The following is a 15,140-nucleotide window of genomic DNA, read 5'->3' on the forward strand; positions in this document are numbered from 1 at the left end:
GGACATCAATATATACTGCCTATTTCCGACTGCCAGCTATTTACTTCTTGCGAAGTTTGTTTTCAATGGAGTTGATCTGTTTTCTCTGGAATATTGAAAACTCCACAAGTAACATTTGTGCAGTTTCTATGAGTGATAGCTCACTTGGAGCCAGGCTTTCCTTTGTTGGCTCACTCTGGGGGGGAGGGCATCTAAATTGCCGGTAAATTCTATTGAAAATTTTTGATCCGAGCATTTTTGCCAAGCGTCTTTGATAATAGCTGCTAATGGGAGTTTTTGCTGTTGCGCCCTCAAAATTGGTCGTCATTATCTCGCTAAACTTGTGCCGGAGGGGGGGGTAGCTCGATTGTGCGAAAGAAGACATTGCGAAAACAGTGTAAATATTTGGGGTAATATTTTCTTTTCTGTGTGGTTGTACCAACTTGTCAGTTAAATGTTCTAACTCTAAGGTTCTCATAAAGTCCGATAAAAGGTCGCTATCCTCCCACTGAGATTTACAGTAGGGTCTTACCTTTAGTGAGTCCTTGCCAAATATATTTGCCCATTTGTAGACAAACAAAGGTTTGAGGGCAGCGATATAGACAAGGGGATTTATCGGAGCTGGAACCCACTTAACTTTTCGATAAAGCTTAAAAAAATTACGCCTAGACTTAGATGCCTTGAGTCGTTGCAAAACACCTGATTCAAGGTATTCATCCGCACTTCTTAAGTATGCAATGACATTGATATCGGCATCCCCTACCCATGACTTAAAGCGCTGTATGTTTTGCCGGCTTAGGCTGCAAAACATTTCAGAGCTTATAATCAGGTGCTTGGGTTTTGAAGCTATGTGCTTTTCCAGGGCCTCCCAGGCAGGTCCTTTCTCTCCACTGACAAGTTCTCTAGCTAAGATTTCTTGGTGCGGTGATTTCTCAAGCTCGGGATATAAAACACCATTATCCATTAAAATTTTTCGGTTACTGGTAAGTACAGCCTGAATAGCAGTGGTACCAGTTTTATCTGAGCCAATATGGAGATGTATCTTCATGCGGACTTTGTTGATTTTGAGTAACTATCTAGCACTAAACCTGCGGGACCTAGCATGTTTACACGCCCCTTTTCCATCCATAGAACCCTATCGCATAGTTCCCTTAGCGTTTCAACTGAGTGTGACACTAACACAGCTGTTTGGTCAGAATTTACTCGTTTTTTTAGTTCGTTCGATGAACGCTCTTTAAATTGCTTATCGCCAACTCCAAGGATTTCATCCAATAATAGTATTTCTGGGCTAGTGCGAATTGCGATGGAAAAACCTAATCTCGCTCTCTCCCCAGCAGAATATGTGCCGACGGGTTGATCCATTAAATGCTCAACCCCGCCAAAACTGGCAACCTCTGAGGCTAGAGATTTAGCTTTGTGGATTCTGACTCCCTGTGTAACCAATGCCATAACAGTGTTGTCATAACCGCTCAGATTTTTGTTAAAGCCTAGGCTTAGAGACAGTAGTTGCGATCGTAATCCCTTGGGGCGAATAATGGTGCCGCTATCTGGAGCGATGATCTCCCCTAGCAATTTAAGCAGTGTGGACTTGCCTGCGCCATTGTGACCAATTACCCCTAAGGTCTCTCCGCGATATAGCTCAAATGTTAAACCCTTCAAAATATGATGTTTTTCACTGAAAGGATTTAGTCGCCGATGAAATCTAACACCAACATCATTGAATTGGAGAATCCTGTCACTCATAAGAGGGTCCTCGGATAATAACGATCAAATTTTCTTAAAACCAATACACCAGCCAACATACAGGAAATGGCAAAAGTAAAGGGGTATGCGAGGTCTTCAACCTGAAGCATTTCTCCGCGTAATAGAACGGCTCTATAGGAGTCAAAAATTGAGACGAAAGGGTTTAGTTGGAGGATTGCTTGGATGGACTCAGGGCGCTCATTAATATCGAAAAATATACCCGAAGTAAAAAGTATCGCCGTTACACCCAAGTTAACGATGTGCTTAAAGTCTGGAATTAGGGGGACAATAGCTGAGGTTATAAAGCTGATCCCGAGATTTATGAGTAATTGACAAAACACGATAAGAATTACAAGTAACCAAACTGAGCTAAGTTGATACTTGCCGCCAAGCGCTAGAAATGCACACAGAAAAGGCAATACAAACAAAAACCTCAAAAACATGGATAAATTTACGGTGGAAGGAAATATCCACTTGGGAAGGTAAAATTGGCTTAGTATTCCTTTATTGCTGCTTATCGAGTCCCCGCTTCCGGTAATTGAGGATGATGTCCATTTAAATGGAATGAGTGCGCAGATCAAAAAGTAAATAAACCCTGAGCCTTGACTGCTTCCCCTGATCCCAGTAGAGAACGCCACATAAAACAAAGCTGTTAAAAGGATGGGCTCTAGCACCCACCAGATGGATCCTAGGTACGAATTTTCAGAATCAGCCTTTAAGGCACCGATTCCGCGAATCCAGATAATGCTGAGGTAATTCTTTAACATCAGAATAATATGCCCATGGTAATTTAGAAAGCCCATAACGTACTTTGGGCGACAGTCTTAGGTCCTCCAATAGGGCGTTTGTATTGTCACAACCAAGGCCTACCGGTAGACTCTGCGAACAGTAAATAATACAATATTTTGTTAAAAAACAATAGCCTACAGAAGTGACGGATTGTTGACTAGTTGGCCTTAGTTCAGGCTGTTAAATGTGTCATAATGGGCTGAATTTGCTCCAGAAGTTTAGGTGAGGTAGTTCGTTGGGAGATTCAGTTAAGGTTTTGCAATGCTACCGAACTTTTTTCCCTGAGAGTCAGGGGGGATTGGAGCAGGTCATTTATGAGGTTGCACGCGGTACGGATGGGAGCGTGCTAACTCTTTCAAGTGCTCCCAGAAGTGATGGTGTGTACTCAAGCGTAAAGTTCACGGCCGCGCGACGCTGGTTTTCCATAGCTTCGTGCTGTGTAGGGCCGGGTTTTTTAAGGGGGTTGTTTAAAAGCTCATCTGATTTGCTGCACTTTCACTTCCCCTGGCCATTCGGAGATGTGGCCTACCTTGTGGCTGGTCGGTCACGACCGTTAGTGATTACCTATCACTCAGATATTGTGCGCCAGCGCTTCCTGGGTCTGCTTTACAAGCCGTTAATGAATTTCTTTCTCGGTAAGGCTGATCGTATTGTCGCAACCTCTCAAGCTTATGCAGACAGTAGTGATGTGCTTGCTAGATATAAAGGCAAGGTGAGGGTAATTCCGCTTGGTATCTCCGAGGATGGCTACCCATGTCCAGCTAGTCACACCCTGACCTCCGTAGAGTCTAGATTTGGTCGTGACTTTATGCTGTTTGTTGGTGTTCTTCGCTATTACAAGGGTTTAGATTTTCTAATAAGAGCCTCTACAGGGCAGCCATACAATATTGTGATCGCTGGCCAGGGGCCAGAAATGGAGCGTCTAAGGGAGTTGGCGAGCAGCTTAGGTGCTGACAATGTTGTATTTGCAGGCTTTGTAAGTGATGAAGAGAAGATGGCTCTTATGCGTCTTTCAAGGGCGATAGTTTTTCCATCACATCTTCGCTCCGAAGCCTTTGGTGTAACGTTGATTGAGGGGCTAATGAGCAGTAAGCCCCTAGTGTCATGTGAAATAGGGACAGGAACAAGTTATGTGAATGTGGATGGGGAGACGGGGTATGTTGTCCCTCCTTCCGACGTTGGATCCTTACGAGAAGCGATGAGTAAGTTGTGGGCTGATCCAGATAATGCTAGAGCAATGGGGGTAGCTGGGAGGCACCGGTTTGAACGGTTGTTTACTGCGGAGAGAATGGTCGCTTCTTATCAAGGTTTATATCGGGAAGTGTTAGAGGAGAGAGAAGGAGCTGCCGGTGGCTAAAATTGCTGTTGATGCTCGGCCTCTTGCGGCAGCAATTACTGGTATTGGACGCTATACATACGCTCTACTTGAGCGCATGTGTAAGAGTGATCATGAGTGGTATTTATATAGTCACATGCCGCTTTTGGAAGATTTCTCTGGTTTAGACAATGTTACCGTACGGTGTGGCAATGTCCCGTGGGGAAGTATGAGCTCGCCGTTTGCGCAAGTTGTTTTTCCAATCTGGGCTCGACGTGATCGAGTTGAAGTTTTCTGGTCTCCCCGCCATCACCTACCAGTTTTTTTGCCAACAAATATTACGAAAGTAGTAACTATTCATGATCTTGTTTGGCGGAACTTTCCTCAGACCATGTCTCGACTTGGGTGGCTGCTTGAAAGTTTGCTGATGCCTCCTACATTGAGGTTAGCTGACTCAGTAATTGCTGTTTCTGAAAGTACGATGCTGGAGTTGGTAGAGTTTTTTGATCACTGCGAAGGTAAAGTTAGCGTGATACAGGAAGCTCCATTCCTAGGTGGGGGTGGTGTTCCTGTAGTTTTAGGGGACTATTTCTTATTTGTGGGTACGTTGGAACCGCGTAAAAATTTAAACCGCCTCCTTTATGCATTTAAAAGATATATCAACTTGGTTGATAATCCTCTTCCTCTTAAAGTTTGTGGCGGTAAAGGTTGGGGTGGGGTTGAGGTTGATGAGATAGTTTCAGAACTGGGGCTTGAGGGATATGTGGAGGTTCTTGGGTATGTTGAGGACTATAAGTTGGCAGAGCTTTATAGAAATGCCAGGGCCCTATTGATCCCCTCATTGTACGAGGGTTTTGGTCTCCCCATCGTTGAAGCTTTTAGTCAGGGAACGCCTGTACTCACCTCCAATCGTGGAGCGATGAAAGAGGTTGGTGGTGATGGGGCTTTCTTGATTGATCCTGAGGCGCCTGAGGCTATAGCTCAAGCTTTAAAAAGTCTTTCTGAAGATATCTCAATTGTTAGAGAATTGCAGAAGTGTGCACTTGTTAGGGCGGGGCAGTTTTCTTGGGGGCGGGCTGCTAAAGATACCCTCTCGATATTGGAAAGGTGATCTTTGCTTGACCGGTAGATTGATTTTGCTACCGTGTATTTTTTCGAGATTGCTTCTGCAAATCTTTTCTTGCGTAATGAGCAATCTCAAATTCTGTTTGATCATACTTTATTGTATTAGATAGTTACTAATGATTTGGTCAGCCATCTATGATGGGTAAATGGCCGAGAAGTGGTATTCTTTCTTCATGCAGGCTTCAAACATCTTTTTCGAATATATTAAGTATCCCAGTAGTTATCCATAATAATTCATGCCCTATCATCTGCTAAGGTCCTGGTTTTTGACGGAGTTGGCTGCCCATATGCCAATCATTACCGGGGTAGAATATATACTTAATACTCCCAAGTTATCTCCGGTGTTGAAGAGTTTTTACTAATGCCTCGGTGGTGACATCTAATGTGGAGCTGCAAGTGAAGTGGTTGGGGGCTATTTTGGTTGATCCTTTTCGGTTTAGGTCTGGTTGATAGCAATAATCAGTTGTATTTAAATATGGATTTGGCGAATAGCCTTCAGCAGGCTGCGGGTACAAGGGGGATAGAGTTCTCTTGAGTCAGGTGGCAAGTACTACTTTGAAGGTGTTGGAGTCGGCTGTCCTAGCTGTCAGAAGGCTCTTCAGTCTCTCTTTTGAGGTTACAACTTTTCGAGTTGCGCTTGACTTAGTGTTTGCCCCTGAGATTTTTACTGGCGGCCTAAGCTCTTCGAAGTATGCTTTCAGTCCATTAAAGTTTGGTTATCTACTGCTCAGCGCTTGTTTTGTATTGGAATTTTCTGTTATTAGGTTGAGTAGTGCGCGTAGAAGTTGAGTTAAAATTTAACCGAAAGCATTTTTCTATCAGTATCTGCTGTATAAATTTAACCACTTAAGACCCGCCTTACGCTGAAAGCTATCATAGTTTTTACCAGTTCCTTTTATATCAATATGTTGAAAAGACTGCCGATCCTGCTTGGCAACTGTTGCTGAAGGTTGCTAATTCCAAGTGTTGTGCTAATCGTTTAGTCAGTGCGTGATGATTCAAATGTCTAACAATATCTGCAATTGGTGCTGCTATGCGGGTTAAATTTTCCGTGATTGTTCCGGTCTATCAGCAGTGGCACTTTATTGAGGAGTTGGTTTGTTGCTTGGAGTCTCAAGTCATTTCAAAAGACCTTTTTGAGCTTGTACTGATATCAAATGACGGGAATTCTCCGTCCTTTTTAGGGGGGGGGAGTTTTCAGATTAAGACAGGAAAGTGCAAAAAGCCTGGGTCTTATGCGGCAAGAAACAAAGGGGCAGAGTTAGCTGAAGGAAATTGGCTTATATTTACGGATGCTGATTGCCTGCCGGATTCAAAGTGGATAGCTGGAATTGATAGGGCGATCGGGTGTTGGGGAGGGAGTGTAAAGTTATTTGCCGGTGATGTGCGAAGTCAAAAGCAATATGGATTTTCCAATATCTATGAAGTCTATGACTTTATGAGAGGGATACCACAAGAAGTTTACGTATCTGCAGGAGTTGCGGCTACAGCGAATATGGTAGTTGATCGGTTTTTGTTTCTGAAGTTTGGCGGCTTTAGTGAGAATTTCTTTTCGAGTGGTGATTTTGAGTTTTGCAGAAGGTTGAGGGTGAAAGGGCACCAAGTCTTATTTCTGAAATCCGCTTTTGTCCATCATCGAGTTAGATGTTCCTGGCAATCTGTAGCGACAAAAGCAAGGCGGATAAAGGGAGGGCAGTTTTTCCTCTCTCAAGGGGTAGGGAGGATTAAGCTGATTCTATATACCCTTCTTCCGCCGGTAAGGGTGGTTGTATTTTTTTGGAGGAAAAGGGAGATTTATATTGGTTATAGATTGATGGCAACTTTCGTTCAGATAAGGTTGTGGGGGGTTGAAATACGGGAGATGGCTCGCTTGATGTTAGGGGCGAAACCTGAGCGACATTGATCTTTGTAAATGTTTGGGCGGTATTGATTGTGAAGAGGTGAGCTTGTATACCAATAATTCTAACAGGCTGAGACATGAAAAAAGCATTAATAACGGGTGTAACAGGCCAGGATGGTTCTTATTTAGCTGAATTTTTATTGGCGAAAGGGTACGAGGTTCATGGGGTTAAAAGAAGGTCCTCTTCATTTAATACGAGCCGCATAGATCACTTGTACCAAGGGCCGCAAGATGATAGTAGAAGGTTTTTTCTTCACTATGGAGACCTTACCGATACGAATAATTTGACCCGAATTCTTCAGGAGGTGCGGCCTGATGAAATCTATAATTTGGGTGCTCAGTCTCATGTTGCGGTCAGTTTTGAATGCCCTGAATATACTGCAAATGTGAACGGGCTTGGAACCCTCAGAATACTTGAGGGGATGCGTCTTCTGGGGTTGGATAAAACCAGGTTTTATCAAGCCTCAACATCGGAGCTTTATGGTGCTGCCAAAGTTTCCCCTCAGAATGAAAACACTCCTTTTTACCCTCGCTCTCCATACTCAATTGCAAAGTTGTTTGCTTATTGGACCGTGGTCAATTTCCGCGAGGCCTATGGCTTATATGCTTGCAATGGAATCTTATTTAATCACGAGTCATCACGGCGTGGTGAAACTTTTGTTACTCGAAAGATAAGCCGGGGTTTGGCAAATGTTGCCCAAGGTTTAGAGCGGTGCCTGTATTTGGGGGAGCTGAATGCACTGAGGGACTGGGGCCATGCTAGAGACTATGTTGAAATGCAATGGTTGATGTTGCAGCAAGAAAGTCCTAGGGATTTTATCATCTCTACAGGGCTGCAATACTCCGTTCGAGATTTTGTTCGTAATTGTGCTCAAGAGTTGGGGATAGAGGTAGAGTTTCATGGAGAGGGGCAGAAAGAGGTAGGTGTTGTTGCTTCAATTGTGGGAGAAGATGCTCCAGCAGTTAAGTGTGGAGATGTAATTGTTAAAGTGGACTCTCGTTATTTTCGCCCGACAGAAGTGGTGTCACTAGTAGGTGACGCCTCATTGGCTCGGCAAGAGCTGGGGTGGGCACCTAAAACAACCTTGAAAGATTTAGTTGGGGAGATGGTTAAGTATGATTTGAGGGAAGCGAAGCGGAATTTGTTGTTGGCTGGGAATGGTTATCGCACTGAGCCTATTTTTGAGGAGTAGTTAGTGAAATACTCCCAGAGAGTTTTTGTCGCAGGTCATCGGGGCATGGTTGGTTCGGCATTAATTCAGAGGCTGAGACCGCTAAAAAACTGTGAAGTCATTACTTGCCCTCGAGATTCGCTGGACTTGACAGATGCTGATGCTGTTTCTGATTTTTTTAATTCGGAGTCGATTGATACTGTTTATTTGGCTGCGGCAAAAGTGGGGGGCATATTGGCGAATAGCAAGCTCCCAGCTGATTTTATTTACCAGAATCTGATGATTCAGTGCAATGTAATCCATCAGGCTCACAAGGCCGATATCCAAAATTTGCTGTTTATTGGGTCGTCTTGTATTTATCCAAGGGATTCCCCCCAGCCGATACGGGAACAGGACCTGCTTGGGGGCAGGTTGGAGGCGACTAACGAGCCTTACGCTATTGCCAAGATTGCCGGAATTAAGTTATGCGAGTCGTACTCAAGGCAGTATGGACGTAACTATCGCAGTGTTATGCCGACAAACCTTTATGGTCCACATGACAACTTTGACTCTGCAAATTCACACGCTATCCCTGCATTAATACATCGTTTCCATAAGGCCAAAAATGAAGGGGTGCAGAATGTCAGGGTTTGGGGGAGTGGTGATGTTCGACGAGAATTTCTGTATGTAGAGGATATGGTTGATGCGTTGGTGTTTGTAATGGGTTTGGAAGATCGAGTATATCGATCCGTGACAGAGCCTATGTGCTCCCACCTAAATGTGGGTACTGGGGTGGATTGTACTGTTAAGGAGCTGGCTTATTTAATCGCCGAGATCATTGGGTTTGAGGGAAATATTACATTTGACAGGTCAATGCCTGATGGTGTGCCGCGGAAGTTGCTAGACACCTCAAAGCTATCGAAGTTGGGGTGGGCTTCCCAGACTTCCTTGGGGGTAGGGTTAAAGAAAACATACGACTGGTATAGAAGTATTTTATGTTGATCGAATGTCAGACATTGTAATTTGTACTAAAGTTCTCAGAAGAGGTTTTACTTTTCACGAAACGACAACTTGAGAATTTTTGTGATAAAAATAAGCCTGATAACGGTTTGTCTAAATAGTGCTGACACCATTCGCGACACAATACTATCCGTGTTGGCTCAAGATTATGCAAATATTGAGCATATAATTATTGATGGTGGCTCTACTGATGGCACGCTAGAGATAATATCTGAGTTTAAAGACCAAGTCGCGGCAGTTGTGTCTGAAAAAGACTCGGGTATTTATGATGCTATGAATAAAGGCATATGCATGGCGTCTGGCGATATAGTCGGCACTATTAACTCTGATGATGTCTATTCTGATAATCGTGTAATTTCAAATGTTGTTAATGAATTTTTGGTTTCGGGAGCCCAATCTGTCTATGCAGACCTGGAGATTGTGGCTCGCAATAACTTAAGCCAAAGAGTGCGTTTTTATGGCTCCAGTAAATTTAGGGTGTCTAAATTTCGCTGGGGCTGGATGCCACCCCACCCTACATTTTTTGTACGGCGTGACTGTTATAAAAAGCTAGGTTTATATAAAACCAACTACCGTGTTGCAGCAGATTTTGAATTGCTAGCTCGTTTTCTTCATCGGGATAAAATCAGCTTCAGGCGCTTGCCAAAATGTATTGTGAAAATGCGTGAAGGGGGTGTTAGTTCCCAGGGCGTTTGGGGGCGGATTCATCAAAATCTGGAAATTGTTAGGGCTTGCAAAGAAAATCATATCTACACAAACTTTTTCCTGATTCTATTTAAAGTACCTCTTAAACTGCTCGAATACACAGGAATTGGCCTTACCCATAGGCGGTGAAGGCCAACCTTTCCCTGTTTGATTTGAAGTGGCTCCTGTTAAGAGAACAGTGAGGGCAGGGCGCTATCCGTTTCACTGGGTTCACTTTCAGGTTTCGCGTTCACTAGTAAGTCGACTATTGCTTTCACCTTATTGATGTCCAAAGGACTAGCCGGTGACTTGTAAATAGCGGCGTCCAGAACTGCTTGGAGCTGATCCAGCTCGGGGATGTTCAGTTGCCTCGCGGTCTCAGCCAAGCTCTTACCATTTACTTGCGGCCACTTTGCAGTAAGCCACTTTAAAGTGGCTTGCTGGATATGGATGGGGTTCTCACTCTCCAGAGCTTTTTTAAGGGCACGGGTTTCACGTTGTAAGTCGGGAGCCTGGGTGTGGTTGCTCGGTATTTGCTGGGCGGGTTTGCGCCTCTGAAAGAAAAAGTACAGGACCCACAGTAAGTGAGAGGCAATCGCGATAATAGCCAGGTTGCGCCAAAAATGGCTCACAGTACCGACTTGTTCGGTGGGTGTAGCTGACTGAGGTACTTTAGCACTGGTTTCATTGTCGCTGGTTACTGCAGCAGCAGTACCGGAAACTGAGAAGCGGAATGCCGGTAGTTGAGTGGTGCGTTGTCGTTGGCTTTTTGTATCCCACCAGGTCACAGTGACGGGAGGAAGCTCGTAGTCCCCGGGTTGTGTAGCCACAATCGCGGTTGTCTCAATACGGCTTCCGGTAACGCCGTTGGGCCCAACCTGGTCTTCTTGTTGCGGTTGATCGGGGTAAGTTTTAAGGCCATCCACGTTGAGTTTGGGAAGTGGGGGCAACTGTGCGGCCCTGAGCCCTTCGGCACGTACGGTAAGAATTCGGGTGATAGGTTCGCCTACGGCAAAGGTGTCCGGGTCCTGGCTCCAGCTTTGAACAATGCCGAGACTGGCAGCGGGCAGCCATTGGCTGCCAGAGTAGTCAGCGGGTTTTGGCAGCACTTCGATAGACTTCTCTTGGGAGCGAAGTCGAAGCCTTTGGCTGTTGCGATTAAATAGGGAGAAGGGGTCCCTGCGCCCAGCGATGGCCACGTAGGTTAGTGCGGGGATGCTGAGCTTGCCTGAGCTATCAGGGAAAACGGCGTAGGTAACTTCGTAAACCGCATGGCTCACATCATTGAGCTTGCGCTCATATCGCTGCTCATCGACTTTTTCTGCATGAGCGCCGGCAACCTTGAGAGGTTCTGTTGCGATATCGTGTAAGCCGATAGTGGTGTACAGGCGAATTTTTACCAGCAGTTGCTCTTGGACATAGACCTTTTCCTTGTCGAGTGTTACTTCCAGAAAAGCCTGCTTTTCACCGCCGTTAGGTCCACTTTGCGCCTCGGTGACCGTGACGGGAACCGCATCGGAAACCTCTCCTTGATAGTTAAAAGAGGGGATAAACAGTTTGCCTTCCCGTTTGGGGGCTAGCGCCAGTACCCACTCGACAAAACTCTCTGCACGGCCATTGATAACGCGATACTGGTTGGACTGTTGGCGTGAGAGAATATCGAAATCCTGTTCCAACAAGTCAAAGTCCGGTTGTCCACCACTTTTGTCTCCTGAATAGCGCACACGTAAATTGACTGTCTCATCAATTCCAATCTTATCTCTATCGACCGTTGCGCTGAGATCGCTTGCTAAAACCGGTGTCGACAGACAAAGTGCTATTGCAAGAAGTAGCAAAGCGAAGGCGTGGCTGAGTGGGAGGCTCCAAAGTTTTATTCGGTTGTTAATGATTGCGTCCATAGGCATTTTTGAAATCAGTGTCCTTGAATCCAGCGACATTGTTCTACTGTTCTTTACCATCTTTGTGTCGCCCCATTTTCCGGTGGCTCCCACTCTCCGCTGCGATAGGCACGGCGCCTTTGCAGGCTCTCGTATTTGAACTTCTCGCGCATCAGGCCGGCTGGATCATCGGGAATTTGACGGAGCCATTGGTCCAGGGCTTGTTGGGTTTCCTGGTCGAGAGGGCTTTCTTCAGCGCCAGTAGGTTGCGATTCCCCTTGCGGCGGCTGTTCTTCACCCTGTTGTTCGCCTTGCTGTTGTTGTTCGCTCTCCTGCTCTTCCTGGCCCTTTTCTTGGGAGCCCTGCTGCTCCTCACCTTGGGGCTGTTGCTCAGAGGGCTCTGATGAACCAGAGGGCTGTTGATTATTGCCCTGTTGTTGCTGCTCGCTGGACTGCTGTTCGTTGTTCTCAGCTTGCTGCTCTTGGTTTTGCTGTTGTTCCTGGCTCTGCTGCTGGTCTTGCTGGTTCTGTTCCTGCTCGCTTTGCTGCTGTTCACCGGACTGCTGTTGGGATTGCTGCTGTTTTTCTTGCAGCTCTTTCAGCTTTTCAGCAATTTCTCGATTGTGCTCGGCATCGGCAAACTCGGGCTGCTTTTGCAGGGCTTCATCGTAAGCCTCGATAGCTTTATCGTAGTCCCCCTGTTGCACCAGGCTGTTGCCAAGATTGTACAAGCTCTGTGAATTATTACTTTGGGCGAAATTCTCCTGGGCCTCTGCGTAATTGCCTGCGCGATAGTTGGCAGTGCCTTTCCATTCGGGGTTGTGAAATTCTTGCGCGGCCTCTGCCGGCTGTCCCTCTTCCAGTAGGCGCTGGCCCTGCTGGTCTTTGCGTTGCCATAAATCCTGCCACTCAATAGCCTGGCTTTCACTTGAAATTCCAGTTAGTAGTAGTAAGGGCAGGGCGCATGCCAGAGCTCCCCGACGGAAGAGTAGGGCTGCAAAAGGTAGTATTAAAAGGAGTAATAGCGGCCCTTCATCCCGCCATTGGTCGAACTCCCTTTCAGTGAGCTGCGCTTGTTGCGGGCTGTCAGTTTGAGGCAGTAAATAGTCGATATCGCTGTCATTTACCGTAATTTTGGCAAAACGCCCCCCGCTGGACTGGGCGAGCTGGCGAAGCTCACTGGCATCGAAATTGGAGATGACGATGGCCCCTTTACTATCAGTCACAAATCCACCGGTATTCCCCCGTGGGATGGGGCTGCCCTCGCCGCTGCCCACGGCGAGTATGCTCATTTCAACTTTTGCGTTGGACAGATCTTTGGCGACCTCATCGGCGGCCATTGAGTCTATGCCGTCGGTAACGGCAAGTAATTGCCCGCGTCCTGCGGCTCCATCCTTTAACAGGCGAATCCCGGTATCGACGGCCATTTCGATATTGCTGCCGGGGACTGGCATGATTGAGGGCGATAACGCGGGTACCAGATTGGCGATTGTAGCCGTGTCCTCGGTAAGAGGGGTGACGACATGGGCTTCTCCAGCATAGGCGACGAGTGCGGTGAGGCCGTCTTTTCTCTGGCGCAAAATATCCAAAATTTTAAGGCGGGCGCGGGTTAGTCGATTGGGTGAGAGATCTGTCGCCATCATGGACGGTGACAAGTCTAGCAGTATGACCAGGGCATCCTGGTTGCTGTACACCGGGGTTGGCAGCTTGCGCCAGGCAGGGCCGGCCAGAGCGATAATCATCGCGACCAGCAGCGCAAATATTAATGCGAATAACCAGGGTCTTTTACTGCCACCGCGCAGTCGAAGGTGGGGCAGCAGATCTGGGTCTATGACCTTTTGCAGTTGAGCGCTGTTGAGTACCATCTTTGCTAACCCCCAACAGAGTAGTGCTGCGGGAATTAGCAGACACAGAACCCCAGGGCGCAGGAAGTGGAAGGATTGGATTAGGTCGAGCATATTCACTGGGCTTGACCTCCATTGTTACGACTTACCTCTTCTCGTCTGGCAGGGAGCTGAAAATTGCTTGCCAGGGGAATCAGGGCCCAAATTCCAGCCAGCAGTAGGGCGATACTAAGGGGCCAGGTGAACAGGGACTTCATGGGGCGGTAACTTTCCGCTTCTTGTTCGACAGGTTCTAATTTATCCAGTTCGGCATAGATTTCTGCCAGCTCCTGCGGATTGTGGGCGCGGAAATAGCGGCCTCCGGTTTTGTCGGCAATTTCCTTGAGTGTCTTGCTGTCGAGATCTCGCGAAGGGTTAATTCTACGGCTGCCAAAACGGCTCCCCAGAAGGCCAGGTTGAACCATTTCGTCGGCACCTACACCGATGGTGTAAACCGTAATGCCCGCTTGTTGTGCCAGCTCGGCAGCTTTGAGCGGGGAGACTTCCCCCGCAGTGTTGGCCCCATCGGTGAGGAGTATCAGCACGCGTTGCTCTGCGGGGCGTTGGGTCAGGCGTTTGACCGATAACCCAATGGCATCGCCGATGGCAGTTCCCTGTCCAGCAAAGCCGATCTGGGCCTCTTTTAGTAGAGTTTCTACCGTCTCTCTGTCGTAGGTAAGTGGGGCTTGCAGGTAGGCGCGAGTACCAAACAGTACCAGCCCCAAACGGTCACCTTTGCGCCGTTCAACAAAGTCACCAACCACTTGTTTTACTGCATTGATACGCATCGCCGGTCGGCCATTAATTACCATATCGGGCGTTTCCATGCTGCCTGAAATATCTACGGCAATAAGGAGATCCCTTGCGCTGCTGGGTTGAGATATCGGCTCCCCATACCACCGGGGGCGGGCTGCGGCGCTAATTAAAAGCAGCCAGATCAGAATCAGCAAAAACAGATTGAGCAGATTGCTTTGTTCGCCGCCGCCGCGTTGGGATAGCTCCGAATAAAATGGTACCTTCAGGGCGCTGCTCATGGGTTTGGAGCGGGGTAGCAGCCAGCGGGCGAGTAGCGGGAATGGGGCTAAAAAGAAAACCCATGGCCAGGCGAATTCAAACATGCGCGGCCTCCCCGCCCTGGTGTTGTGGGCTGTTTTTTGTGGGTTGTCCGTGCTGCTTCACCCATAAAATGGCATATTCCTGTAGCACTCGGTTTTTGTCTGGGTCACAGCTGCCGCGATAGAGGTTTTCGACGAGTGCTTGTTGCGCATCAGAGGGGCACTCGAGTGGGGCTGACTTTTTCAGGAATTCGACCCATGCTGTGCCGATAAGATTGCCGCACTCTGTACGGCTATAGGTTGTAACTGCCACTCGCTTAAGTATTTCATTAATTTCTGGTACTGCATCCGCCTCCTCAGTATTTACTGCGGCGAGCAGTGAAGCTGCTTCGACACGATAGCGATTGCGTTCAACTTTTTTGCGCCGCTGCCGCCACCATAGGACAGCGGCGGCCACACAGACAAGAATTAATACGGCCAACATCCACCAGCCTGGAGCGGGTGGCCACCAATTAACCGCATTGGGCTCTTGTATATCGCGGAGTTGCGATAACAATTCCTGGGCCTCGGGCGAAGGCGCTTGCGGTGTTGGGGATTGCATTTGTTTTGCCAGAAGACT

13 protein-coding genes are annotated in these 15,140 nt (G+C 47.2%); 6 read left to right on the forward strand and 7 right to left on the reverse strand.

The features are described from left to right. Positions 1-40: 40 nt before the first annotated feature. Genes ACYX4J_RS07750 through ACYX4J_RS07760 form a run of 3 tightly spaced genes read right to left on the reverse strand, consistent with a single transcriptional unit; the run spans position 41 to position 2,489 of the window. Positions 41-1,027: a hypothetical protein gene (locus tag ACYX4J_RS07750; RefSeq protein WP_476178282.1), complete on the reverse strand. Its 987-nt coding sequence runs from the start codon at positions 1,025-1,027 to the stop codon at positions 41-43. Then, the gene (locus ACYX4J_RS07755) at positions 1,024-1,722 is read right to left on the reverse strand and encodes an ABC transporter ATP-binding protein (protein ID WP_476178283.1); all 699 of its coding nucleotides are present in this window, start codon (positions 1,720-1,722) and stop codon (positions 1,024-1,026) included. The genes ACYX4J_RS07750 and ACYX4J_RS07755 overlap by 4 nt, the downstream gene beginning before the upstream one ends. Beyond that, positions 1,719-2,489, reverse strand: coding sequence for an ABC transporter permease (locus ACYX4J_RS07760; RefSeq protein ID WP_476178284.1), 771 nt, complete (start codon positions 2,487-2,489; stop codon positions 1,719-1,721). The genes ACYX4J_RS07755 and ACYX4J_RS07760 overlap by 4 nt, the downstream gene beginning before the upstream one ends. Positions 2,490-2,809: 320 nt before the next feature. Here ACYX4J_RS07760 and ACYX4J_RS07765 point away from each other — a divergent pair, with 320 nt between their 5' ends. From ACYX4J_RS07765 to ACYX4J_RS07790, 6 genes are all read left to right on the forward strand, one after another. Further along, the gene (locus ACYX4J_RS07765; RefSeq protein WP_476178652.1) at positions 2,810-3,868 is read left to right on the forward strand and encodes a glycosyltransferase; all 1,059 of its coding nucleotides are present in this window, start codon (positions 2,810-2,812) and stop codon (positions 3,866-3,868) included. Next, positions 3,861-4,937: a glycosyltransferase family 4 protein gene (locus tag ACYX4J_RS07770; RefSeq protein ID WP_476178285.1), complete on the forward strand. Its 1,077-nt coding sequence runs from the start codon at positions 3,861-3,863 to the stop codon at positions 4,935-4,937. Before ACYX4J_RS07765 ends, ACYX4J_RS07770 begins: the two co-directional genes overlap by 8 nt. Positions 4,938-5,984: 1,047 nt before the next feature. Beyond that, positions 5,985-6,854, forward strand: coding sequence for a glycosyltransferase family 2 protein (locus tag ACYX4J_RS07775; RefSeq protein ID WP_476178286.1), 870 nt, complete (start codon positions 5,985-5,987; stop codon positions 6,852-6,854). A gap of 74 nt (positions 6,855-6,928) precedes the next feature. Then, positions 6,929-8,044: a GDP-mannose 4,6-dehydratase gene (gene gmd, locus ACYX4J_RS07780; protein ID WP_444907913.1), complete on the forward strand. Its 1,116-nt coding sequence runs from the start codon at positions 6,929-6,931 to the stop codon at positions 8,042-8,044. Positions 8,045-8,047: 3 nt separating this feature from the next. Continuing rightward, a complete protein-coding gene (locus ACYX4J_RS07785; protein WP_476178287.1) occupies positions 8,048-9,004 on the forward strand; it encodes a GDP-L-fucose synthase family protein in 957 nt (318 codons plus the stop codon). 81 nt (positions 9,005-9,085) lie between these two features. Then, entirely contained in the window at positions 9,086-9,856 is a 771-nt protein-coding gene (locus tag ACYX4J_RS07790) for a glycosyltransferase family 2 protein (protein WP_476178288.1), read from the forward strand. A gap of 38 nt (positions 9,857-9,894) precedes the next feature. Here ACYX4J_RS07790 and ACYX4J_RS07795 read toward each other — a convergent pair whose 3' ends face one another. Genes ACYX4J_RS07795 through ACYX4J_RS07810 form a run of 4 tightly spaced genes read right to left on the reverse strand, consistent with a single transcriptional unit; the run spans position 9,895 to position 15,122 of the window. Next, positions 9,895-11,664, reverse strand: a complete 1,770-nt coding sequence (locus ACYX4J_RS07795) for a BatD family protein (protein WP_476178289.1) — start codon at positions 11,662-11,664, stop codon at positions 9,895-9,897. Next, entirely contained in the window at positions 11,658-13,541 is a 1,884-nt protein-coding gene (locus ACYX4J_RS07800) for a VWA domain-containing protein (RefSeq protein WP_476178653.1), read from the reverse strand. Before ACYX4J_RS07800 ends, ACYX4J_RS07795 begins: the two co-directional genes overlap by 7 nt. 2 nt (positions 13,542-13,543) lie before the next feature. Further along, a complete protein-coding gene (locus ACYX4J_RS07805) occupies positions 13,544-14,584 on the reverse strand; it encodes a vWA domain-containing protein (protein ID WP_444914134.1) in 1,041 nt (346 codons plus the stop codon). Continuing rightward, on the reverse strand, positions 14,577-15,122 hold the full coding sequence (locus ACYX4J_RS07810) for a DUF4381 domain-containing protein (protein WP_444907918.1): 546 nt from the start codon (positions 15,120-15,122) through the stop codon (positions 14,577-14,579). Before ACYX4J_RS07810 ends, ACYX4J_RS07805 begins: the two co-directional genes overlap by 8 nt. Positions 15,123-15,140: the final 18 nt, after the last annotated feature.

The sequence above is a fragment of the Microbulbifer sp. ABM4_008 genome (genome assembly GCF_056311705.1).